Raw genomic sequence first — 25,124 nt, 5'->3', positions numbered from 1 at the left:
GGGTTTAGTGCTTTTATTCTTTTTCTTCATGAAGATTATCAAATTTCAATACTGGATGACGTGCTGCTTTTGTTTCATCCAATCTATCGATAATAGTATTATGAGGAGCTTCAAGAACTTTATCTGGGTCCTCTTTTGCTTCATTAGCAATTTGAATCATAGCATCACAGAAGTAATCTAATGTTTCTTTAGATTCTGTTTCTGTTGGTTCAATCATCATACCCTCTTCAACATTAAGTGGGAAATAAATTGTAGGAGGATGAACTCCAAAATCAAGAAGACGTTTAGCCATATCTAACGTACGCACACCTTCTTTTTTCTGTTTTGAACCACTTAATACGAATTCATGTTTACAGTATTGAGAGTAAGGGATTTCGAATGCATCTTTTAAACGGGCTTTAATATAATTTGCATTAAGTACTGCTGCTTCTGAAACTTCTTTCAGTCCAATATTGCCCATTGTGCGAATATAAGTATAAGCACGTAAGTAAATACCGAAGTTACCATAGAATGGTTTAACGCGGCCGATTGAATTTTCAATATCATTATCATATCGATACGTATCTCCATCTTTTATAACCATTGGTTTTGGTAAGAAACTGGCTAATTCTTTCTTAACTCCAACTGGGCCGGAACCAGGTCCGCCACCACCATGTGGACCAGTGAATGTTTTATGCAAGTTTAAATGAACTGCATCAAACCCCATATCTCCTGGTCGTACTTTATCCATAATTGCATTTAAGTTAGCTCCATCGTAATACAATAAACCACCAGCATCATGTACAATTTTACCAATTTCCATGATATTATGTTAACAAATCCTAATGTATTAGGATTTGTTAACATAATTGCAGCCGTATTTTCGTTAACTAAACGCTTCAAGTCTTCAACGTCAACTTCACCGTTTTCGTCTGATTTGACTGTTACAGCTTTGAAACCTGCAAAAGCTGCTGAAGCTGGGTTGGTACCGTGAGCTGAATCAGGAACAATAACTTCGTTACGGTGACCTTCACCATTTTTTTCATGATAAGCTTTGAAAATCATGAGCGCAGTCCATTCTCCATGTGCACCTGCAGCTGGTTGTAATGTCACTTCGTCCATACTAGTAATTTCTTTCAATTCTTCTTGCAAGCTATGAATAATTTCCAATGAACCTTGCACTTGAGATTCATCTTGTAGTGGATGAGATTCTGCGAAACCTGGAATACGAGCCACTTTCTCATTAATCTTTGGATTATATTTCATTGTACATGAGCCTAATGGATAGAAACCTGAATCTACACCAAAGTTTTTGTTTGAAAGTTCAGTGTAATGTCTAACCAAATCTAATTCAGAAACTTCAGGAAATTCTGCTTTATTTTTACGAATAAATTTTTCATCTAATAATTCTTCAACAGCATTATTGTCAATTTCCTTTTTAGGTAAAGAATATGCATATCTCCCTGCTCTAGAGCGCTCAAAAATTAATGGACTTGATTTACTAACCATTAATTTCACCTACTTTCTTTACAAAAGTATCAATTTCATCTTTTGTTCTTAATTCAGTTACAGCAATTAACATTGCTTGGCCAAATTCTTCATTTACTTCACTTAAATCAAAACCGCCAATAATACCTTCTTCTAATAATTTATCGTTTACTTCTTTGACTGGTTTATCAAGTTTAATGACAAATTCATTGAAAGATGTACCTGGTAATACTTCAATTCCTGCATCTTTAAATTGATTTTTTGCATAATTGGCATTTTCAAAGTTTTGTACAGCAATGTCTTGAAGGCCTTGTTTACCAAGTGCTGACATTGCAATAGAAGAAGCAAGTGCATTAAGAGCCTGGTTAGAACAAATATTAGAAGTTGCTTTATCACGACGGATATGTTGTTCTCTTGCTTGTAAAGTTAAAACAAAGCCACGATTTCCATGATCGTCTTCAGTTTGTCCCACTAAACGCCCTGGTACTTTACGCATTAATTTTTTAGTTGTAGCAAAAAATCCACAATGTGGTCCGCCAAATTGTGCAGGGATTCCAAATGGTTGTGTGTCCCCAACTACGATATCAGCGCCAAAGTCTCCTGGAGGTGTTAATAATCCAAGTGAAAGTGGATTTGTATATACAATAAATAATGTCTTTTTATTTTTGATTAATGATTTGATTTTTTCTAAATCTTCTATGGAACCATAAAAATTAGGGTATTGTACAGCAACTGCAGCTGTTTCATCATCAATTGCATCCTCTAATTTCTCTAAATCAGTAACCGTTCCATCTAAATCAACTTCTACAATTTCATAATCATTTCTGATTTTTGAATACGTATGTAGAACTTGTAATGCTTGGTAATGTAAGCCTTTTGATACAACTATTTTGTTCTTTTTAGTTTGGCTGAAAGCTAAAATACAAGCTTCAGCAAAAGCAGTTATTCCATCATACATGGAAGAGTTTGCTACATCCATACCAGTAAGTTCGCAAATTAAAGTTTGAAACTCAAAAATAGCTTGCAGTTCGCCTTGAGAAATTTCTGGTTGATAAGGCGTATATGCAGTATAAAACTCTGAACGAGAAATCATTGCGTCCACTACTGCTGGTGTATAGTGATCATAAACACCTGCTCCTAAAAATGAAGTATAATCTTCTTTTGTAATATTTTTTTTCGCAATACGGCTTAATCTCTTTAATAGAGTTGTTTCATCTTCCCCATTCGGAATATCTAACTCTCTGTCAAGCAGAATTTCTTTTGGTACATCTCCAAATAGTTCTTCTATGGAGTTAGCTCCAATTGTTTCCAACATTTCTTGTTTATCTTTTTCAGTTAACGGTATATATCGATGACTCACCACTGCCACCCCTTTACTAATTATTTACTAATTTGATTTTTTTTAACTATCTTAGCTTTAACTTGTCTCTTTCTGATTTGAACAAGTACTTCTCGACCCATTTCAAATTCATCGCGATTAATGATTGCCAAGGCAATACCTTTTCCAGTCGCAGGAGACTGTGTTCCTGATGTTACAACACCTATTTTATTTCCATCTAAATCTAAAACATCATATCCAGTTCTTGGGATACCTTTATCTAGCATTTCTAATCCGATTGTACGTTCTGCTGATCCGTTTTCTTTTTGTTCTTTTAAAACTTCTTTACCAATGAAATCAGCTTCGATTAACGGTTTTGCTGCAAATGCAATTCCACCCTCATATGGTGTAATATCCTCTGATAAATCCTGACCATGTAAAGGAAGGCCTGCTTCTAAACGTAATGTATCTCGAGCACCTAAACCAGCAGGTACAAGATTTTCATTCTCTAATAAACCATCCCAAATATCAACGACATCATCAGAATTACAATAGATTTCAAAACCATCTTCGCCAGTATAACCTGATTGAGATAAAATGATATTCTTACCGAAAATTGTAACGTCTTTTTTGAAATCAAAAGGTTTCATTTCAGAGACATCCACATCAACTAAACTGCCCACATAGTCGCGTGCTTCAGGTCCTTGAACAGCTAATTGACCGTATTGATCTGATACATTTTCAACTTTCACATCAAAATTTTCTGAATGTGAATTAATCCAGTTATAGTCTTTTTCTGTATTAGCTGCATTAACTACTAATAAATATTTTTGATTATCTAATTTATAAGTAATCAAATCATCAATAATACCACCTTTGTCATTACATAAAGCAGTATATTGAGCTTTATTATCAGTAAGTTGATCTGTATCATTTGAAAGAATGTATTGAATGAAATCAGAAGCGTCTTTACCTTCAATTAAAACTTCGCCCATATGACTAACATCAAAGATTCCCATAACTTCCCTAACTGCGTTATGTTCTTCTTTGATACTTGAAAATTGAACTGGCATTGCCCATCCGCCGAATTCAACAATTTTAGCATTGCTTTCAACGAAGCGATCATAAAGTGGTGTCTTTTTTAAATCATTTGACATCTTGCAACCCCCTATATGTGATTAAATATTAAAAACAGGATAGCAAATAAAATTGCTACCCTGTAGTTACCTTCAGGAACGCGTCACAGTATTATCCTTTTGCCTGAGAGATTCGAACAATTATCTTGCCCCTTCGGCGATAAATTCTGACAATTTATTAAAAAGCAAGTTGCTTTTCAATAGTCAAAACCTATGCTCTCCAATACTGATCATTCGCATTTAAAATATTCATCAGATTTTGATACAAAATATCAATATCGATATTTGTATCTATTCTACTGAATGCGATTTCATTATATCGTGAAAGTCTTGATAAATACAACCTTTTTAAATCATCAAATGCTTTATTTGAAGCGTTTGGTCGATTGCTATCATTTTTAATTCGATTATAAATAATTTCGATATCTGTATCTAACCAAATAATATTATTTAAATTAGATAAAGTATTCATAGCAGAAGTACTTTCAACAATGCCGCCACCTGTTGATATTATATCGTATTTTTCTAATGATTCGCATAAAAATTCACCTTCTAATTCACGAAATTTACTTTCACCATGGTCTTTAAATATTGATGGAATGCTTTTTCCAACGGTTTCTTCAATAACCTTATCTAGGTCTGCAAAAGTTTTATTCTCATGAAAAGCAATATATTCGCCTAATGTTGATTTTCCAGTTCCCATAAAACCTATAAGAATAAGCGGTTCATTCTTTTGGATTTGTTTTTTCATGTGTATCACCTTTACTAATAAGACTTTGTACTTTTTCAGTATAATACATATTTAAATTGTGTATTGTCCTTAATTTTAATCCAAACTGAATGTTATAGGAAGTGATTATCAAAACAATCAATATGAAAACTATTGTAGTAAAAGGTAAAATATATCCATTGAGGCTAAATCTAAATAATGAGCGTTTTGTGATATTCTTGATTGTCTTCAATTAAAACTATATCCACCGTAATGTATTTATTGTTAATTTTTTTGATTTTAAAGTATTTAATATTTTGAAGTAAAGTTATATTTCCTTTACCATTAACAGTTTTATATATTTTTTCTTTTGTAAAAGTATAGTTAGTTATTTCATTTTCGTTTTCAACAATAAGATGATTGCTCTGCACAGTAATATTTTTTAAAGGGATTCCATTAAATTCTCTCGTAATATCTTGAGCAAAAAATTCAAAATTTATGGGTGAAGCATCATTTACTTGTTTACTCAGTAAATTTACTGTTTGAAATAGAGGGGGTATCAAACTGAGTAATAAGCAGAATATACTAAAAGAAAATAACATTTCTATTAACGTGAAGGCTTTGAAATTATTGTTTTTGTATGCAATGACTTTTTTTAGTTCTTTTTTCAATAGCACAAATTTTTTCATTATTATATTTTACAGTAAAATTTGTTATTTCAACTCCTTCCTTTAGCTCTCTATAATTAAATCGATTTAATGAAATAAGAAGGATTCGATTCATTTCTGCAATATCTAATTCATCTTGATACTGTTGATGTTGATTTATAATAAAAGGTAAAAATAGTAATATTAAAGTTAATATTAAGCCGAATGAAGTTAGTGCATCTAACAAAAATGAAGCGTTAATCTTTTTGCTTTTCAATCCGTAAACTCCCTTTTTCGATATGAAAAATAAATCGGAATAATGTTTGATCGAATTTAATATAGATAGAACCAAAACGATTTAGTTGTCCATCTTTATTGATGGTAACAATATTCATATTATGATTATCTTTTATTATTCCATTTTCTAATCGAATAATAGTAACATTTTTTCTATCTTCAACCACCTTAACTTCATTGCTTCCACGATTAAATAAAAGTGTAATACTATTTTGATCCTTAATTGCCTTTGATTTTAAATAAACAATTTGTGAAACGAGATGCTTCGCTTTTGACTCACTGTGTATATCATAATATTGAGAACCATTAAGAGATGATATGCTTAATAGAGTAAATAAGCTTATCAAAGAAAGTACCAATAAAGTTTCTAACATTGTAAAAGCACAAAAGTTTCTAGCTAATTGATGCTTCACCATTTTTTATTGTTATACTTTCTCCTGATTTACACTTCTTTTGAGCTTCTTTTAAATATCCTTGTGTAACAAGTTCATCAATACTATCAGGTTTTCTATTATTTTTAAGTGAATAAGCTTCTATTTGACTATTCACCATTTTTTGTTGTGCCTCACAACCTGTAGCCTGGACATGTTCAGATTGTTTAGCGATATTCGGTATAATTAAAATTAATAATACACTAATAACCAATAATACAAGCAGCATTTCTAACAATGTAAAAGCTTTTAAGTTTTTATTTTTCAATTTAAAGTAATATCTTTTCATTTTTAATTCCTCTCGATTTATTTAATGGATTGCATCATATCGAACATAGGCAACATAATAATTAGATAAAGGGAAACAATAAGCAATCCTAATAATAAAAATATTATTGGTTGAATTAACTTGATTTGTTTATTCATTTTAGCTTCAATTTGACTTAATAAAATCTGGGCATAAATATTTAGTTCTATTTCAAGGTTTCCGCTTTTTTCACCTTGCTCAATGAATTGAATAAGCTCGTTTTGAAAACAGCCTATCTTTTTAAAAATTTCTGGCAGACTCAATCCATTTTCTATATTTTGAATTGTGAATTCACCTATATATTTAAGAAAAGGATCAACACTTTGATTGATATAAATTTTTGAAATTTGCTGTAGCATAATACCATTTTGAAAAAACAATGAAAATTCATTAGCAATTTGATATGTCTTGAATAACTTGAAATACGTATTTATCATAGGTACTTTTAATATGAATTTTAGTCTCTGGCTTATTGAAAGTTTGTAGTAAATTGCATATATAATTATTAAAAACAAAGAGCAAATAGTAAATGATATTAAAATGATTTGTGGAAAGTGCTGAATAAAATCATTTAAAAATTTTAAGGTAGGAGAAAGTTGAATATCCATTGTGGTATAAATTTGTTGGAATTCGGGGAGTATAAAATGATTAATACCGAATAACATAGTCATGAAAATCATAACTAAAATCAATGGGTACTGAATTGTTTTAATAAACTTTTGTTTTTTTTCAATTTTTCTTTTTAAAAAATGAAATCCATCATTTAAATTTTCTGTTAGTACTCCATATTTTTCTGAAAAATAAATTTGTACGATAATTGTTTGAGGAAATTTTAAATAGTTGAGTATAGAGTAACATGTAGCACCTTGATTAAGAAGTTGGATAATTTCTTTACTTGTATCTTTTTGTTTGTATTGTATGTGCATATTTAAGAATGTAAAACATTCAATCAAAGTAAATCCATGATTCAATAAAATATTTAAGCGATATAATAACGTAAGTTGTTCCTTTGCGCTTAACTTTTTATTAGGTAATAGAGAAAAGTTATGTATATTTTTTAAGTACTTCTTCACATATAACACCTTCTTCACTCATTTGAGTTAGTACTTTGCTTAATTTCATAAAATGTTTAGGCATTGTATGGTTATGTTTGAAGAAGTATTGAATATCAGATTGATACATCGTTTCATAAGCTAGTTCTCTACTTCCATGTTGATTAGTTACTAGACGTTGATTTGAAATTAGAGCAATGGATTGTTGTGCTTCTTGTGGAGATATACCCATTTCCAAGAGTCGTAATAATGCTCCTTCGCAATCATTTGAATGCAAAGTGGAAAGCACTAGATGTCCGCTTAGAGATGCTTGAATAACACATTTTGCGATTTGAGCATCTCTTATCTCCCCAATAAGTATAATATCGGGATCACAGCGTAATATAGCTTTAAATGAATTTTCATAATCTATACCTGCTTTCTCATTTACTGAAATTTGAGTAATGCCAGCAATTCTTTTCTCAACTGGGTCTTCAACAGTAATAATATTTAGATGCAAATTTTTTAAAGCAAAAGAAACCATTTCATACATCATAGTACTTTTTCCAGAACCGGTTGGTCCCGTGAATAAAATAAGTCCTTGCTTTTTATTCATTAAATGATAGAAGTGTTTAGGACCATCACGATCGGTATCTTGATAAAAATACTGGGGTGAAAGTCGTATTACACAACTCTCAATCCCTAAGGATAACGGTAAAGTAGAAACACGTAAATTATATAGTTTTTGATGCTTGAAAGTTGTCTGACCACTTTGTGCTTGATGATAATTAGATACATCGAGCCCTGCTTGAAATTTCATAAACGTAAGTAACTTTGAATAAGTCAGAATTTCGATATTGTCATAATTAATTAAATCATCGTGAATTCTGAACTTGATTATAACTTCTTTTTCAATTGGAATAAAATGGATATCAGATACATTTTTCGAAATTGCATCTGTGAGAATTGTATCTAAAAGTCTTTTCATAAAAAATCACCTCCTACATTAATAAACGTAGAAGGTGTTCAAATTTCTTTTACTTTTTTAATTTGTAATTTTATCCGTGAAGATATGGATTCATTTGTTCGTTATTTACAGTAGTAGATGGCCCATGTCCAGGATATAATGGCAAATCGCCATCAATCTCAAATATTTTGTCTTGAATTGAATCTACTAAAGTTTCATAGTCACCACGGTATAAATCTGTACGTCCTATACCATTGTTAAATAAGGTATCCCCTACTACAGCAAAATCATTAAATACATAGGTCAAACTTCCTGGTGAATGACCAGGAGTATGCAGTACGTCAATTTCAAATCCGCCAATTTTATTCGGTCCTTCATCTAATGATAGAGGTTGAGCTTTACTTATCACAGGTTTAAATCCATATTGTTTAAATTTTGCTGAACCATTTTTACTAGGGTCTTGGAAAAAATCAAATTCCTCTGAGTGAAGGTAAACAGGTACATCAAATTTTTCTAAAACTTCATCTAAAGCACCAATATGATCAAAATGTGCATGTGTTAAAATAATAGCTTTTAATGGTTTGTTAATTTCATTTAATTTTTGAATAATTTTATTTCCATCACTTGAAGGGTCAACCAGTAAAACATTATTTTCATCTTCAATAAAATAGGTATTTGTATCTGCAATACCTAGTGTCAATGAAGAAATACGCATTATTTTTCACCACTCATTTTATTTAATTGATTTTGAACTGATGTTAATTTGTCATTCATTTTACGTGATTTATCACGACGGTCATCAATTCTTATATTAGTACATACCCGGTCTACACCTTTATTAAAAGGTAATTCATGAATGGCTTGTACAACGGTAAACAAATCTTTTAAGTCGCCTTCAATTAATGTATTCATTGGCGTTAATTGATAATCAATTAAACCTTTTTCTTTGAACTCTTTCAATTTTGTTTGAATTTCTGCAATATATTTACTCACGCTTGGTCCTTCTGTACCTACTGGTATGACTACAACATCTACTATTGCCATTATTCAACACGCTCCTCGTCAATTACATATGTTTTAATTAAACCAGCTGCCCCTGCAATTCCAGCATCATTACCAAGTTGGGCTTTAACAATTTCTGTTCCATTTTGAGCTGGGGTGAATGTAAGGTTACGGTATTCTGTTTTAATATTTTCAATTAAGATGTCTCCTGCTTCAGACATACCGCCACCTAAAATAATATATTTTGGGTTACTCATAACACTGATGATGCTACAAGCATACGCAATATAGTTAGCAACTCTTTCAGTTATAAATAAACAGAATAAGTCTCCCTTTTTCGAAGCATCAAACACATCTTTAGCTGTAACACGATCTTCTTTAATAAGTTCTAAAATTGAAGATTTAATAGTTAGTTTAGGATGATAAAATTTCACTAAATTAACAACACCTGTTGCAGATGCAACAGTTTCTAAACAACCGTATTTTCCACAATTACAAGCAAATCTTTGATCAAAATCTACACGGAAATGTCCAATTTCTGCACCAGAACCGTTATGTCCATGCACTAATTTCCCATTTGAAATTATACCACCACCTACACCTGTACCAAGTGTAATAGCAACAACATCATCAGCATTGTGGCCAGCGCCTTTATGTTTTTCACCTAATGCTGCTGCGTTAGCATCATTATCAACGTAAATCGGAAAATTAACAAATTGTGATAAAATCTCTCTAATATTAACGTCTCCCGGCCAATTTAAATTTACTGCTCCGTGAACTATACCAGTCTCAAAATCAACAGGGCCTGGTACACCTACGCCTAGCCCAATCACATCTTCCATTTTAAGGTTAAGTTCATTTAATTTTTGAACAAAAGCACTATAAATTGTTTTGAGTAATACAACGCCTGTCGGATCACTGACATCTGTTTGTATTGACCACTTTGCTAGTCTATCTAGATGATTATCAAATATTCCTAATTTACATGTTGTCCCGCCAACATCAGCTGCCAATATTAAATTTTTCATTACTTACTCATCCTTCTTTGATTGATAATTAATATACATTTAATGAACGTGTCCTTGGATATAAGTTGATATTCATGGAGTTCCCTTATTTCTTGTTCCATCATTTCGAGCATATCTTGTTTATCTTTAAAATAGATAATAAATCCAAATTGCTTTAATAGTTGTTGCACATCATAAAAATTATTTATCTTTCGATTCATTCTCTTTAGTCAACTCTTCTTTTAGATATTTATATCTTTTATTTTGTGGATTATTTTTATAAGCAACATTAACATGTTTTAAAGCAGATTTTTTATCGCCTAACGACCGATTTGCAATTGCGAGTTCATAATTTAGAACACTTGAATTCGGGAAATATTTGAGCCCTCGTTCCCAAGTAGAAATTCCTTCAGCTTTTGAATCGTTAGTTGCTTTAATCAGCCCGCTCAAATAATAAGTTTCATCATCTTCGTAACCTTTGTTCATTGTATGTTCTACAAGTTTTGCCGCTTTGTTATAATTGCCTTGGTTCATTTCATCTTTTATTAACTTATCATAAATATTGTCTTCTTTGATAGTTAAAATTCTTATAATAAGGATAATAGTTATCAAGATAAATATTCCTAAAGTTATCCAAAATTTTCTTCGTTCTATATTGAAATAGTAGCCGGTAAGTGTTATTAAAATGCCACCGATAAATCCGCCGATATGAGCATAAATATTAACGTTTGTGATAAATAAAGAAACAAATGTCAATATAAGTAGTACACCAATAAGTTGAAATAACGACTTACGGTCATATTGCTTACTTATGTACATCATAGCGAAAAGTGAACCGATTAGTCCAAATATAGCTCCGCTAGCACCAACGGATATGGATGAATTATCTATAGCTAATGAAACCAAATTACCAAATATTCCTGAAATCAAGTATATTCCCAGCATTTTCCAATGACCAACTATTGCTTCAACTAATTTACCGAAAATAAATAGTGAAAGCATATTCATCAATATATGTTCAAAGTTGAAATGTAAAAACATTGAAGTAACAAGACGATACCACTCTCCATGTACTACATTAAAATGCACTAATCCACCTAAATCAATTAAGCGCGTATCTGAGAAGGCATTTAAAACTAAAAACATAAAGAGCCAAACTATAATATTTATAGTTATTAAACCATATGTTACTGGCGCAAATTTCAACATATATTTTTCAAGAGGATTAGAACTTAGTACTCTTCTTTTATAATAAAGAGAAGTTTTATCATCATTTTTTGAATATATATATTTAAATAGTCGATTGGGAAATATATTAGTTAACTCTTTCATATTACGAATTACATTAAATTTCATTCTTATTGGATGTATTTCGTTGAGACTTTCATAAGTAAATATTTTTTCTGTTAGATAATTAAATTCGACTTCTCTTGTTTTGAAACCAGTATAGTTATTTATTTCATCTTGATGTTCTAAAATGCGACTTTTATCAAAACGTATTTCTTGAGAACTGCCTACTTCCGTTTTGAAAATAACTAATTTTTGTTTTTGTTTATTACTTAACCAAATTTCAGTATCTTCTTTAGCTCTATATACAATTTGATAGTTTAAATACTTTACCCAATAAAAAATAAGTTTCCAAAATTGTTTTTCTATAGTCATGTTGCCTCCAAATAACTTACTTTGTTTTTGCTATTATCAAACGTTCAACCTTCTCATCATGATTTTCAGGTACAAAATCGTTATTTATTTGAAGGTCATAAATAAGACTTAGTGTCTTTGTTTTATGTTTATTTAAAAATTTATCAAAATAACCACCGCCATACCCAATACGATAACCTTGTTCGTTGAAAACTACGCCAGGTACAATTATTAAATCTAAATCATTTGTTTTTTCAGTATCAGAATCAACAAATTTGATGCCTTTTTCATCAACAGATAAACTATGCATGTCTGTTAGGTTTTGGAAAGTCATTTTCTTAGTTGTATACTCTGTCGAAGGAACAAAAATTTGCTTATTAAGACGTATTGTTTCTTCAATAATTGGATATGTATTAACTTCATGGTTCATAGCTAAAACTATGCCTATTTTTTGTGCTTCTTTAAATTCTTTTGTTGCATAAAGTTGTTCTGCAAGCCATTGATCAGCATGATTCTTAATACTAGGATCCATGTTTTTCATATATTGCAAAGTTTCTTTTCTTAAATCAGACTTTCTCATAATCCACCTGCTTTTCAATTTTAATTGATATGTATATTATAACGTTTCTCAGACTGAGTGTCATTAAAGTGAAAAGCAAAAAACTGATACTCAACATTTTGATAACTTCCCTGTAAACCAATTACTTTTCACTGTTTGCTTTACAGGAAAATTATCTTTTTATGAGTATCAGTTTAATTATTTTTTATCCTTAAAGTAATAATTGATAACATCTCTACCTAAATCTCCACCTTGTAACCAAGGTTCTGGAACAGGTTGGTTTGTATATACAATTGAAAAAGCAAGCTTTGGATTCTTCTGAGGCGCATATCCGATGTATGTGGAGTTAACTCTAGGTTCTCCATCTTGGAATACCTCAGCGGTACCTGTTTTTCCTGCTGAAGGAACTACAGTGTTATGGAAACTTTGGTAGCCTGTACCTGGTACTTTATTGAATGCCATATCAAAACCTTTTTGAACCTCTTTGACTTGATCAGGTGTATTATTTACTCTATTTAAAACATTGCCGTTTATTTTATGTTTGACAGGTCCTAAATTATCTTTGTTTGTTGCTTTCCTAATTTCTAAGCCAACATGAGGTTGTATACGATAACCATTATTTGCAATAGTAGATACATATTGTGAAAGTTGCAGTGGTGAATAAGTATCATATTGTCCTATTGCTAAATCGAGATAATTACCGCTATTTGTATCCAATTTCTCTATCTGTCCAGCAACTTCATTTGGCAAATCAATGCCTGTTTTAACACCCAATCCTACTTGATTTAACCCTTTTCTTAGCTTTTGTCCAGCGTCAGAAATATTATTTGGAAGAGCCATATTATAGTGATATGGGTCCTTAGCTAATTTTAATGCTGTTTTAAACATGTAGACATTGGATGAGTGCATCAATGCTTCTTTGTCATTAATTGTAACTTTACCGTTTTGATTGAAGTATGAGCGTTTAGTTAATCCGCCTTGGAAATGCAATGGTTCATCAACCATTTCTTCACCAACATGTATTGCACCATTTTGGTAACCAGCAAGTAAAGTACCACCCTTAACTGAAGAGCCAACTGTATATTGAGAGGTAAAGTTACCAATATCATAATCAGTCATTTCTCCATTTGGTTTTATTTTCTTACCAGCCATTGCTAAAATATCACCATTTTTAGGATCTTGTACTACAATCATCGCAGTATCCATATTTTTAGCGCCTTCACCGCGTAACTTATTGATTTGTTTTTCTAATAAATCTTCAACTTTTTTCTGTAAATCAATATCGATTGATAGTACTAAATCATCACCACGTGAACCCGGATTGATAACTTCTGTGTTTGTAATCGCCCCTGATTTATCAGTGGTATATTTCATTTCCTTTTTCTTTCCTCTTAAAATACTTTCGTATTGATACTCTAAATATGATTTTCCAACTCGATCATTTCGAGAATATCCTTTTGATAAATAATAGTCGGTCAACTCTTTAGGTATACCTTCTTGTGTTGTAGAAACATCACCATATAGACCTCTTAATAAGTCTCCATATGGATATTTTCTATCCCAATCCATTGAAGTATTAATACCAGGTAATTTGGATAATTGTTGAGAAACTGCAGCATATTCTTTATCGGTTACACCTGAATTTTTAATTGTTTGAGGATTCAAGGTAGAACCTGCCATCATTTCTCTATAAATTGCTAACACTTGTAAATCTTTTTTTGTTAACTGATTTAATTGTTTTTTCTTAATTTTTTGATGTAGTTCTTCATCGTATTGATCTTGTGATATTTCCCCGTTGTTTAACATTTTTTCTTCTTTTTTCATCATATCTGCAGCTTTATCAGGATGTAATTGAGTCCAAAAATCTTGTTTATCTCTAGTAGTTATATGATCAGTATCCATTTTAATAAGTTTAGATAAGCGTTTTGCAGTATCGAGAATCTCTGTTTGTGATGTTTTTCGTCCCCTTGTGTATGTAATAGACTTTTTAGAAGCATTATCTACTAGAATTTTACCGTTTCGATCAAGTATTCTTCCTCTTGGTACAGACTCATTGACAGTAATGTTTTCATCGTTTTTGATTAGTTGCTTGTAATGAGAACCTTGTGCAATTTGTAAGTAACCTAATCTTAAGACAATAATTACAAAGACTATGACGACTAAACCAAAGAAGAAATTGATTCTTTTGTCCATCAAATTTCTAGTTTTTTCATCATTTGTTTTTTCTTTTAATCTTTTTAACAATCCAACCTACCTCAATTCAACAGTTCTCTAAACAAATGATATATGAAAACTGAACTTTTTTCTATGATTTACATAGATTTCTTCGTATAAATTTAAAAATATAACTCAAGTTAAAGATTATATGAAATATGTAATAGAAAAAACAGCAATCGGTAATCCGATTGCTGTTTTCAGTATAAAACAATTCATTTAATCATGAATTATTTTGTTGCTGCTTCATAAAGTTCATCAACTTTATTCCAGTTAACAACGTTCCAGAATGCATCGATATAATCTGGACGTTTATTTTGATATTTAAGATAGTAAGCGTGTTCCCAAACATCAAGTCCTAAAATAGGAGTTTTGCCTTCTGTGATTGGATTGTCTTGGTTAGGAGTAGAAACGATTTCTAGTTTACCGTCTTTATCTACAACTAGCCATGCCCAACCTGAACCAAATTGTCCAGCAGCTTTTTTAGCAAATTCATCTTTAAATTTGTCTAAAGAACCCCATTCTTCTTTGATTTTATCAATTACTGTACCTTTTTCTTCAGAATTAGGTGTTAGAAGTTGCCAGAATAATGAATGGTTTAAATGTCCACCACCGTTATTACGAACTGCAGTTTGGATGTCAGATGGTACGCTGTCTAAATTAGCAACGATCTCTTCGATAGATTTATTTTCTAAATCAGTACCTTCGATTGCTGCATTTAATTTTGTTACATAAGTATTATGATGTTTGTCATGATGGATTTCCATTGTTTCTTTATCGATATATGGTTCCAATGCATCAAACTCGTATGGTAAATTTGGTAATTCAAAAGCCATAAATAATCATCCTCCTAAATTGTTTTCATCTTTACTATATCAAGTCATTTAAAGCGTTACAATATATCTGCTTAATATTATTGTCTTAATGACTTCTTTTGCTTCCTTTAATTATTTATCACCTTATTGTGATTTTTAAACATTAAAAAATAGATCCTAAAAGAAAAATAGCTAGAATCTGTTTAAAAGTAATTGTTGTTTATTGGCAGTTTTCACATATTCCGTAAACTTCTAATTTATGAGTATGAATTAAGACACCAGGTAATTGTGATTGAATTTGCTCCATAGGACAATAATCTATTATCTTAGTTTCACCGCATACTTCACAAATAAAATGATGATGATGATGATGTGCACATGCAATTCTGAATTTCATTTCACCATCAAGTTCTGTATTTTCAATGATACCCAAATCTTTAAATAAATAAAGGTTTCTATAAATAGTATCAAATGAAATACCCGGAAATTTAGAATCCATTCGTTGTTGTATTAATTTTGCACTGATATATTTATCTTCGTTTACAAAAATGTCGAGAATCATTTTTCTTTTATCGGTATATTTGTGACCTTCATCTTTTAAAATTTTAATAGCATCAGTTGTATTCATACTAATTAACTCCTTTTTTAAACTTTACACGTAATGTTTGTAAAAGCATTGTGGCTACTAAAATCAATACTAATAGAACTACTATGACCCCACCAGGAGATAAGTTTAAGTAAAAGGCTATAATAAGACCGCCAATAACTGAAGCTTCTCCTAATATAATACTAAAAACAATAAGTTGTTTAAATCCTTTTGTTATGCGCATAGCAATTGCAACCGGAAGTGTCATAAGCGCACTCACTAAAAGTATACCAACCACACGCATTGATGCTGAAACAACCATCGCCACAATTATAATAAATAAAAATTGTATCCATTTAGGAATACCTATAACATTACTATATTCTTCATCAAAAGAAAGAATAAATAATTCTTTGTAAAATGAAAAAATAAATATCATTACAATAATAGCAACAATTAATACAGTTACCATATCACTTAAAGATACAGCACTTATAGAACCGAATAATAAACCTACAAGTTCTTGGTTAAAACCATCAGCTAAAGATATGAAAATTGCACTTAAACCAATACCTGCACTCATTATGATAGGTATTGCGATTTCTTGATAATTTTTATAAGATGTTCTTAATTTTTCTATTAACAGGGCACCGACCACCGCAAAGAAAATTCCGCCCCACATAGGATTAATTGATGCAAATAATGGCGATAATGTGGTAAGTAGCATGCCAAACGATATACCACCTAATGTAACATGGCTTAATGCATCTGCAATTAAAGATAATCTACGTACAACGATAAATGCACCGATAAAAGGTGCGATAAATCCTATTAGAATACCACTTATTAGAGAGTACCTCATAAAATCAAAATTTAATAACGCGTCAATCATTATTTACAGCACTCCCTTTCGTGTTGATGATCTACGAATTTAACTGGATAACCATAAATTTTAGAAATTTCAACTTGGTCTAAGGATTTGAATGCTTTTGCAGATCCATGGAAATGTAAATGTTTATTTAAGCAAGCAACTTGAGTAGCAGTATCAACAACTACCCCTATATCATGTGTAACTAAAATTATTGTTACACCTTCTTTTTTAAGCTGTTCTAATGTATCGTAGAATTCACTTACATGCTTCGCGTCGATACCATTGGTTGGTTCATCTAATATCAGTACGGACGGATTTGATATTAAAGCTCGTGCAATTAAAACACGTTGTTGCTGCCCTCCAGATAACTCAGCAATATTTTTATGGAACAATGCTTCAATGTTTAAACGTTTTAAGATATCTTTTACTTTTTGTACATCTTTTTTATTAAACCACTGGAATAAATGTTTTTGTTTGGTTAATCCGCTTAATACGACTTCTTTAACACTGGCTGGGAATCCGGCATTGAAAGCAGATGCTTTTTGAGAAACATAACTTATTTTCAAATCAGATGCCCTTCTTTGATATTTAATTCCATCAATAAACATCTCACCAGTTTGTAATGGTAATAGTCCCAGCATCACTTTAAGTAAAGTAGATTTTCCAGCGCCGTTTGGGCCCACTATTGCTAAGAAATCACCTTTATAGATTTTGATATTAATATTGTCTAAAACTTGTTTAGTACCAAAATGGTAGTTAATATTTTTTAATTCAAACACAGGGGTTGCCATGCTTTCACCTCGCTACAAATATAACCTTGTTTCATAATTGTGTAAATTGTAATGCTTACGATTAACACGATAAAATAATAAGGCAAAATTATTTTGCCTTATTATCAAAAGTAAATTATTCTGACATTATAATTTCTTTCATATTCGGATTAAATGTTTCAGTTTCTAACATTTCGATTTCATGTTTATACGGTGGACGCTTATTTTTCTTATCTTCACCAACAAATGGTGTTTCTAATATTTTTGGTATGTTTTCAAAGACCTCGTGATGTACTATATAATTTAAAGCATCAAAACCAATATGACCGAAACCAATATTTTCATGACGGTCTTTATGTGCGCCTATTTCATTTTTACTGTCATTTACATGCAATACTTTGATTCTATCTAATCCTATGACGTTGTCAAATTCCTCTAATACAGAATCGAAATCATCTTTTACTTTATAACCCGCATCATGAGTATGGCATGTATCAAAACATATAGATAGACGTTCATTATGGTTAACACCCTCTATAATTTGTGCTAATTCTTCAAAAGTTCTTCCAACTTCTGAACCTTTACCAGCCATTGTTTCTAAAGCAATACGAACATCATTATCATTTGTTAATACTTCATTTAGGCCCTCGATTATTTTTTTGATACCTGCTTCTGAACCAGCTCCTACATGAGAACCAGGATGCAGTACTATATCTTTTGCACCTATAGCTTCAGTTCGCTCTATTTCTTTTTGTAAGAAATCAACACCTAATTCGAATACATGAGGTTTTTGTGTGTTTGCGATGTTGATAATATATGGAGCATGAACAACGATGTTTGATAAACCATACTCTTTCATAGCTTCATGTCCAGCCTCAATATTTAAATCTTCAATAGCTTTACGACGTGTATTTTGTGGTGCACCTGTATAAATCATAAATGTTTTTTCGTTTAATCGATGTGCTTCTTCAGCTGAACCTTGCAGCATTTTTTTACCATTCATAGAAACATGAGAACCTATTAACACTTTTTTCCACCTTACCCTTATTTATTTTTACGTTGCTCTCTATTTTTTCTTTTGCTGTATTGTTTTCGTTCTTTTCTTTTTAAATCTTCTAATTCTCTTTTAAACTTTTTCTTGTATCCCGGTTTAACTTTTTTCTTATTGCCACGTTTGATTTTACGTTTAACTTGTGTAGTCAAATGATCATCTTTTTTTGTTCGAGTTTTACGAGTATTATGAGCTTTGATAGGTTTAATTTCCCCATTTTTGAGATCTACATCTTTGAATTGATAACCTCTATCTTCAATTTCACCGACTAATTCTTCTTCATCAGGTGTAAATAATGTAAAAGCTTCACCTTTGTATTGTCCACGACCAGTACGACCAACACGATGTGTAAAGAAATCTATGTCTTTAGGCACATCAAAATTAATAACGTGACTAACTCCCTCAATATCAATACCTCTTGAAGCTAAATCACTTGCTATAACAAATTGGAAATCTAAATTTCTGATTCTCTTCATTTGTTGTTTACGTTCACGTGGAGACAATCCTCCATGAATCATTCCTATTTTCAATCCATCTGCAATCAGTTCTTCGGCTAATTCGTCTGCACTCTCTCTGCTATTACAGAAAATGATACATAGGTATGGATTCAAAATATCAATAAGAGCTTTGGTTTTATCAACTTTCGCTGCGCCTTTTGTAGGTATTAGATAAAAATCAATGTTCTTTTTATTTTGAGTTTTGCTATTTACCTCTATTAATTCTGGTTGGTTTAAATATTTATTTAAAAATGGATGTAATGACTTAGGAATAGTTGCACTGAATACTGCTATATTCGCATTATCTTCTAATCTAGCTGCAATATGATCAACATCTTCAATTAACCCTAAATCAATCATCAAATCAGCTTCATCCACAACCAAATAATTTGCTAAATGAGCATGTAATGTTCCGTCTTTCGATAAGTCATTGATTCTAGTGGGCGTACCGATAACTAATTGAGGTTGAACATTACAACGTTGTTTATCTCTTTCAAAATCTGTACCACCGATAAATAGTGACACTTTTACATCTTTTTTAAATTCAGTTAAATGTTGAGCTGCTTTATATAATTGCTGCGCTAATTCTCTCGTAGGGGCTACAACTATAGCTTGTGGTTCTTGAATTGAAGGATCAATTCTTTCAATTAATGGCAGTAAAAATGCATGTGATTTACCTGTGCCTGTTTGAGATTGACCGATAATACTTGTACCTTTTAAAATTTTTGGAATAACTCTTTGTTGGATTTCTGTTGGCTGATTGAAGTTAAGATCTGATACAGCGTCAATAAGTTTTGGGTCTAATCCAAATTGTTCAAATGGGTGCTGTTTTGCCATAAGAATCCCTCCTTTTTTATTTTTTATAAGTAATTAAATGGATCTGTATTAATTTTAGAAGCTAAAATTTGAAATTTTGGTTGTTCTAACCACTCTTCTAGTAATTTTTTGAGCCCTTTTTTCATTACATATTCACTATAATGATTTATGTCCAATAAATTTATGTTTTCTATTTCAGCATCTAAAGCATCATGATGCTTTATGTCACCTGTTACGAAAACATCTGAACCTTTACTTTTAGCGTATTCTTCATAACCGATACCAGACCCTCCTATTATTGCAACTTTTTTAACAAGTGCATTTGGATTGCCTGTAAATCTCACGCTCGGTATGTTTAAATTTTCTTTAGCTTTCAAAGCAAATTCTTTTAATGTGATTTGGTTATCTAATTCTCCGATTACACCTAAACCTCTATTTAATTTTTTAGTGAGAGGGATAAAGTCGTATACTGGTGTTTCATAAGGATGAAGGGATTGAATATACTTTTCTGCTTTTTCACGTTGTTGATTTTGAATCATAAATTCAATTTTAACTTCATTAACTGTTTCTACTTCATTTATTTTGCCAATATGAGGATTGGCATTTCCAGTTGGTTTGAATTGTCCGTTTCCTTTAGAAGAAAAGAAACAATATTTATAATTACCTTCTGACGCAAAACCGGCATCACTCATTTTTTGTTTGAATTCTGATGCATTCTTTTCTGGTATAAACACTTGTACTTTATAGTAATTTTCAAATTGAGGTTCAAGTATTTCAGTATTTAAGACATCTAATGCTTTTGCTAACATTGCGTTTACACCATGTTCATAGACGTCTAAGTTAGTATGAAGTGCTATGAGTTGAATATCGTGTTTAATAAGTCGTCTGATAATAGTTCCGTAGCCACCTTCATTTATATTTTGTACTCCTTTGAAAATAAGAGGATGATGAGCAATAATTGTATTAATATTTTTTTCAATAGCTTCATCCACAACTTCAGCTGTGCAATCTAATGCAGTTAAAATGCCGGTAATATCTTTGTTTTTATCTCCTATAAGTAAACCCACATTATCCCAATCTTCAGCGGATGAAAAAGGAACATGTCGATTAATAATATTTAGTAATTCCGAAGTTATCATAATATCACCTCTTGAACCATTTTTATTTCCTTATTAATCTCATTTAACCTGTTGAAATGTTTATCTTCATCTAAATTTCGCTTAATTTTTTCTAATGCTTGTAATTCTCTATTCCACTTTTTAGTGAATAAATTATTTTTTTGTCGTAATAAAATTGGTCCGAATTTTAAATCGAAATCATCCATAAATTGGTTTCCATATTCAGCTACAACTATTTCATAAATATGACCGTTTTCCTCAATTAACGATTCATCAATTATATGATAATTAATATTTGATAGAGCTTGTCTAAGTGTAATTGTTTGGATATTGCTCTGTAAAATGAGTCGAGGGTGATTTTGTAATTTTGATTTACCTTTTTCAATTATTGAAGCGATTAGAGGTCCACCCATACCGCATATTGTTATTGAATCGATATTATTCTCTTGATCGAGAACTTCTAATCCATTTCCAAGTTTAACATCAATACTATTATCAAGACCATATTTTTTAACATTAATTTTGGCAGCTTCAAATGGGCCTTTAACTACTTCTCCCGCCACAGCAAATTGACAAAGATGATTTTTAATTGCATAAATCGGTAGGTATGCATGATCAGAACCTATATCAGCAATAGTTTCACCCTTTATATACTGGCTAACTTTTTGTAATCTTTGGTTGATTGAATTCATGTTTAATTCTCCTCAAAATATTAAAAAGCGAAACAATAAAACTGTTATGTTTGGATGCAAGTACAATACATGCATTAAGAAGAGACTTTTAATTAAGACCTTCTTAGCCAAACATATTCAGCTTATTGTCTCGCTTAGTTTTCCATCATTAGTCCATAAAATCTTTTAATCGTTTACTACGACTAGGATGTCTTAGTTTTCTTAATGCCTTAGCTTCGATTTGTCGGATACGTTCTCTTGTAACACCAAAAACTTTACCGACTTCTTCTAAGGTACGAGTTCTACCATCATCTAAACCAAAACGTAATCTCAATACATTTTCTTCTCTATCTGTTAATGTGTCTAATACATCTTCTAATTGTTCCTTCAACAATTCATATGCAGCATGGTCTGAAGGGCTTTGTACTTCTTGGTCCTCAATAAAATCGCCTAAATGACTGTCATCTTCTTCACCAATTGGTGTTTCTAGAGAAACTGGTTCTTGAGCAATTTTTAAAATTTCGCGTACTTTTTCAGGCGGTAAATCCATTTCTTCACCAATTTCTTCTGGGGCAGGATCTCTACCTAAATCTTGAAGAAGTTGACGTTGTACACGAATTAATTTGTTGATTGTTTCGACCATGTGTACTGGTATACGAATAGTTCTTGCTTGGTCTGCAATAGCACGTGTGATTGCTTGACGAATCCACCATGTCGCATACGTAGAAAATTTGAACCCTTTGCTGAAATCAAATTTTTCTACAGCTTTGATTAATCCCATATTACCTTCTTGAATCAAATCTAGAAATAGCATTCCGCGTCCTACGTATCTTTTGGCAATGCTTACAACTAAACGTAAATTTGCCTCGGCTAAACGGGCTTTCGCCACTTCGTCACCTTGTTCAATACGTTTTGCTAATTCAATTTCTTCTTGCGCATTTAATAAGTCAACTCGTCCGATTTCTTTTAAATACATACGCACTGGATCATTTATTTTTACTCCTGGAGGCGCACTCAAATCATGAGGATTTAATTTTTCGTCTGTATCTGAGCTGTCTTTTTCATTGACAAGATTGATATCATTATCATTAATTTGGTCAAAGAACTCATCCATTTGATCAGAATCCATATCGAAATTCTGAAGTTTTTCAGCTATTTCTTCATGGCTCAGATGACCTTCTTTTTTACCTTTATCTAATAATTGCTTTTTAACATCTTCCAAAGTCAATGTGGGATCGATGGTTTGTTTCTTAACTACTTTCACTTGGTTTTCAGACATAAAAAGGCCTCCCGAAATTAATATAAGCACATTCTTTAATTATCAAAAATAAATACACTTCATATTTGTTAATACATTAAATAACTAATTCTCATTTCATTCTATTCTTATTTATTAATATTATCTTTTCGAGATAATATTTTTGTAATTCTAAATCACCTATTCGAGCTGCTTCTCTTAGCTTTTCGTTAAGGGATTCAGGGGTTTCATCATTACGATTTTCAGTAATAATATTAAGGTAATCTTGAACCTCATGTTCGTAAGGGTTTCTATTTAGTAGAAGATTTTCGAGAGATATTAAAGCTTCTCTATCGCCTTCTTGATTACTATATAATAATGCAGTGCTCAAATCATAATGATCATTTTCTGCATAATAGTCGTGCAAAATATTAAATATACTCTGAAACTGACTATTTGTAAAGTCTTCTGCTTCCAATTCTTCATTAAATTCCAAAAAAACGTCTTTATTAAACATAAAATGTTTTAATAATTTACGTTCTGCATCCTCTTTTTTTGTATATTGCTTAGGCTTAGTAGAAAAATTTGTTCCCTGAGATGAATAATTTTGAGGAGTTTGTGGTGAGTGCATAGCTACTTCATTAATTAGACTATCAAAGCTTACTTTAAACAATTCAGATACGTCTTGCAATACTTTTTTTTGTAAAATTCCAGATTGCATTAATGAAATATCATCCGTTATTTCTTTAAGATATTTTTCATATGCCATATCATTATGTTCAATTTCATCTTTATGCAAATTTACTTTGTATAACACAAACGCCTTTCTTTCATGATCTAAATAGTTTTTAAATGCTTCTTGTCCATATTTAGTAATATATTCATCCGGATCCATTTTTGAAGGCATTTGAACTACAAAAACATTCATTCCTTCTTGCAATAGAGATTGTCCTGTTTTCAAGGTTGCTTCTTGACCTGCAAAGTCACCATCAAATAACAAAGTAACATTGGAAGTTAATTTTCTTATAAATGACGTATGCTCCTGTGAAATTTGAGTTCCCATACTAGCTACTACTTGTTTAACACCAGCTTGGTCAGCTTTAATGACATCCATAAATCCTTCTAAAAGTATTAATTCATTCTTTTGACGTATAGTCCTTCTTGCACGGTCTATATTATATAATAATTTTCTCTTTTGGAAAATTGGTGTTTCAGGACTATTTAAATATTTTGGTTCCTGATTTTTATATGTTCGTCCAGAATAACCTACTGTTCGTCCTTGAGCGTTATTCAGCGGAAACATAATGCGGTCTCGAAATCTATCGTAATAGCTAAAATTTTCTTCGTTTCTTGAAAGTAAACCTGCTTCATAAGCTAATTCGATATCATATCCCTTTTTTTGTAAAAAATCGTGACAAAAATGTGAGCTGTCTGGTGCATAACCTATTTTTCTTTCATTCAATAATTCTTCTGTAAAACCTCTGGATTTCAAATAATTTAATGCTTCTTCTCCTTCAACAGTTTTCATCAGAATATAATGATAATAATCTTCCATAAGTTCATGCATTTTTATCATCATTAAATCATCAGACGCAATTTGATTTTGCGCACCAGATTCACCGACATCTACTTTTATATTTACCCTTTCTCCTAGCTCTTTAACAGCTTCTACGAACGAAACACCTCTAATTTCTTGCGTGAATTGAAAAACATTCCCACCTTTTTTGCAACCAAAACAGTGACAAATTTGTTTGTCTTCAGAAACTGTGAAAGAAGGTGTTTTTTCATCATGAAAAGGACACAAACCAATATAATTGCGTCCCCGTTTTTCTAACTTTACATATTCGCTCACTATGTCTAATATATCTGTTTTATCTTTTATTTCATTGATTACTGATTGTTCAATTCGCAAACTAACCACCTGCATAGATTTAGTTATATAATTATAACATTTTATGT

Annotated in this window: 26 protein-coding genes, 1 pseudogene and 1 riboswitch; all 27 genes and pseudogenes read right to left on the bottom strand. The window is 31.2% G+C overall.

The annotated features are described in order from the left end of the window. Positions 1-13: 13 nt before the first annotated feature. Positions 14-1,488: pseudogene (gene gcvPB / locus DYE31_RS06695) on the bottom strand (aminomethyl-transferring glycine dehydrogenase subunit GcvPB). Further along, complete coding sequence (gene gcvPA, locus DYE31_RS06690; RefSeq protein ID WP_015900409.1) at positions 1,481-2,827, bottom strand: aminomethyl-transferring glycine dehydrogenase subunit GcvPA; 1,347 nt, start codon at positions 2,825-2,827, stop codon at positions 1,481-1,483. Before gcvPA ends, gcvPB begins: the two are co-directional and overlap by 8 nt. A gap of 20 nt (positions 2,828-2,847) precedes the next feature. Further along, positions 2,848-3,942, bottom strand: coding sequence for a glycine cleavage system aminomethyltransferase GcvT (gene gcvT / locus DYE31_RS06685; RefSeq protein ID WP_015900410.1), 1,095 nt, complete (start codon positions 3,940-3,942; stop codon positions 2,848-2,850). A gap of 81 nt (positions 3,943-4,023) precedes the next feature. Next, positions 4,024-4,155, bottom strand: a riboswitch (glycine riboswitch). After that, on the bottom strand, positions 4,133-4,672 hold the full coding sequence (locus DYE31_RS06680; protein WP_015900411.1) for a shikimate kinase: 540 nt from the start codon (positions 4,670-4,672) through the stop codon (positions 4,133-4,135). It overlaps the preceding riboswitch by 23 nt. Positions 4,673-4,842: 170 nt before the next feature. After that, entirely contained in the window at positions 4,843-5,301 is a 459-nt protein-coding gene (gene comGF, locus DYE31_RS06675) for a competence type IV pilus minor pilin ComGF (protein ID WP_158297486.1), read from the bottom strand. Next, entirely contained in the window at positions 5,258-5,554 is a 297-nt protein-coding gene (locus DYE31_RS06670; RefSeq protein ID WP_041612977.1) for a hypothetical protein, read from the bottom strand. Before DYE31_RS06670 ends, comGF begins: the two co-directional genes overlap by 44 nt. After that, positions 5,535-5,948 (bottom strand): prepilin-type cleavage/methylation domain-containing protein, encoded by a 414-nt coding sequence (locus DYE31_RS06665; RefSeq protein ID WP_231635362.1) that lies wholly within the window; start codon positions 5,946-5,948, stop codon positions 5,535-5,537. Before DYE31_RS06665 ends, DYE31_RS06670 begins: the two co-directional genes overlap by 20 nt. A 19-nt stretch (positions 5,949-5,967) precedes the next feature. Continuing rightward, positions 5,968-6,294: a competence type IV pilus major pilin ComGC gene (comGC, locus tag DYE31_RS06660; RefSeq protein ID WP_015900413.1), complete on the bottom strand. Its 327-nt coding sequence runs from the start codon at positions 6,292-6,294 to the stop codon at positions 5,968-5,970. Positions 6,295-6,311: 17 nt separating this feature from the next. Further along, positions 6,312-7,385, bottom strand: coding sequence for a competence type IV pilus assembly protein ComGB (gene comGB / locus DYE31_RS06655; RefSeq protein WP_015900414.1), 1,074 nt, complete (start codon positions 7,383-7,385; stop codon positions 6,312-6,314). Further along, entirely contained in the window at positions 7,357-8,331 is a 975-nt protein-coding gene (gene comGA / locus DYE31_RS06650) for a competence type IV pilus ATPase ComGA (protein WP_015900415.1), read from the bottom strand. Before comGA ends, comGB begins: the two co-directional genes overlap by 29 nt. A gap of 70 nt (positions 8,332-8,401) precedes the next feature. After that, positions 8,402-9,025: an MBL fold metallo-hydrolase gene (locus tag DYE31_RS06645; RefSeq protein WP_015900416.1), complete on the bottom strand. Its 624-nt coding sequence runs from the start codon at positions 9,023-9,025 to the stop codon at positions 8,402-8,404. After that, a complete protein-coding gene (locus DYE31_RS06640) occupies positions 9,025-9,354 on the bottom strand; it encodes an MTH1187 family thiamine-binding protein (protein WP_015900417.1) in 330 nt (109 codons plus the stop codon). The genes DYE31_RS06645 and DYE31_RS06640 overlap by 1 nt, the downstream gene beginning before the upstream one ends. Beyond that, a complete protein-coding gene (locus DYE31_RS06635) occupies positions 9,354-10,340 on the bottom strand; it encodes an ROK family glucokinase (protein ID WP_015900418.1) in 987 nt (328 codons plus the stop codon). The genes DYE31_RS06640 and DYE31_RS06635 overlap by 1 nt, the downstream gene beginning before the upstream one ends. Beyond that, the gene (locus tag DYE31_RS06630) at positions 10,340-10,540 is read right to left on the bottom strand and encodes a YqgQ family protein (protein WP_015900419.1); all 201 of its coding nucleotides are present in this window, start codon (positions 10,538-10,540) and stop codon (positions 10,340-10,342) included. The genes DYE31_RS06635 and DYE31_RS06630 overlap by 1 nt, the downstream gene beginning before the upstream one ends. After that, positions 10,521-11,981: a rhomboid family protein gene (locus DYE31_RS06625; RefSeq protein ID WP_015900420.1), complete on the bottom strand. Its 1,461-nt coding sequence runs from the start codon at positions 11,979-11,981 to the stop codon at positions 10,521-10,523. The genes DYE31_RS06630 and DYE31_RS06625 overlap by 20 nt, the downstream gene beginning before the upstream one ends. Before the next feature lie 16 nt (positions 11,982-11,997). Continuing rightward, positions 11,998-12,540 carry a 5-formyltetrahydrofolate cyclo-ligase gene (locus DYE31_RS06620; protein WP_015900421.1) on the bottom strand — a complete coding sequence of 181 codons (543 nt, stop codon included), beginning with the start codon at positions 12,538-12,540 and terminating at the stop codon, positions 11,998-12,000. 177 nt (positions 12,541-12,717) lie between these two features. Further along, entirely contained in the window at positions 12,718-14,763 is a 2,046-nt protein-coding gene (locus DYE31_RS06615) for a peptidoglycan D,D-transpeptidase FtsI family protein (RefSeq protein WP_015900422.1), read from the bottom strand. Positions 14,764-14,963: 200 nt separating this feature from the next. Beyond that, positions 14,964-15,569, bottom strand: coding sequence for a superoxide dismutase (locus DYE31_RS06610; RefSeq protein WP_015900423.1), 606 nt, complete (start codon positions 15,567-15,569; stop codon positions 14,964-14,966). Between the two features lie 199 nt (positions 15,570-15,768). After that, positions 15,769-16,176, bottom strand: a complete 408-nt coding sequence (locus DYE31_RS06605; protein WP_015900424.1) for a Fur family transcriptional regulator — start codon at positions 16,174-16,176, stop codon at positions 15,769-15,771. A 1-nt stretch (position 16,177) separates the two neighbouring features. Then, positions 16,178-17,026: a metal ABC transporter permease gene (locus DYE31_RS06600; protein ID WP_015900425.1), complete on the bottom strand. Its 849-nt coding sequence runs from the start codon at positions 17,024-17,026 to the stop codon at positions 16,178-16,180. Next, on the bottom strand, positions 17,026-17,796 hold the full coding sequence (locus DYE31_RS06595) for a metal ABC transporter ATP-binding protein (protein WP_015900426.1): 771 nt from the start codon (positions 17,794-17,796) through the stop codon (positions 17,026-17,028). Before DYE31_RS06595 ends, DYE31_RS06600 begins: the two co-directional genes overlap by 1 nt. A 115-nt stretch (positions 17,797-17,911) precedes the next feature. Then, positions 17,912-18,802: a deoxyribonuclease IV gene (locus DYE31_RS06590; protein WP_015900427.1), complete on the bottom strand. Its 891-nt coding sequence runs from the start codon at positions 18,800-18,802 to the stop codon at positions 17,912-17,914. Between the two features lie 17 nt (positions 18,803-18,819). Continuing rightward, positions 18,820-20,160, bottom strand: a complete 1,341-nt coding sequence (locus DYE31_RS06585) for a DEAD/DEAH box helicase (protein WP_015900428.1) — start codon at positions 20,158-20,160, stop codon at positions 18,820-18,822. Between the two features lie 23 nt (positions 20,161-20,183). Continuing rightward, entirely contained in the window at positions 20,184-21,278 is a 1,095-nt protein-coding gene (locus DYE31_RS06580) for a Nif3-like dinuclear metal center hexameric protein (RefSeq protein ID WP_015900429.1), read from the bottom strand. Beyond that, the gene (locus DYE31_RS06575) at positions 21,275-21,949 is read right to left on the bottom strand and encodes a tRNA (adenine(22)-N(1))-methyltransferase (RefSeq protein WP_015900430.1); all 675 of its coding nucleotides are present in this window, start codon (positions 21,947-21,949) and stop codon (positions 21,275-21,277) included. Before DYE31_RS06575 ends, DYE31_RS06580 begins: the two co-directional genes overlap by 4 nt. A 148-nt stretch (positions 21,950-22,097) precedes the next feature. Then, positions 22,098-23,207 carry an RNA polymerase sigma factor RpoD gene (gene rpoD / locus DYE31_RS06570; RefSeq protein WP_015900431.1) on the bottom strand — a complete coding sequence of 370 codons (1,110 nt, stop codon included), beginning with the start codon at positions 23,205-23,207 and terminating at the stop codon, positions 22,098-22,100. 91 nt (positions 23,208-23,298) lie between these two features. Next, positions 23,299-25,077, bottom strand: a complete 1,779-nt coding sequence (dnaG, locus tag DYE31_RS06565) for a DNA primase (RefSeq protein WP_015900432.1) — start codon at positions 25,075-25,077, stop codon at positions 23,299-23,301. Positions 25,078-25,124: the final 47 nt, after the last annotated feature.

The organism is Staphylococcus carnosus (assembly GCF_900458435.1).
GTDB classification, from domain to species: domain Bacteria; phylum Bacillota; class Bacilli; order Staphylococcales; family Staphylococcaceae; genus Staphylococcus; species Staphylococcus carnosus.
The sequence above is the reverse complement of the archived record's forward strand: the minus strand, read 5'-3'. Positions and strand labels throughout refer to the sequence as shown.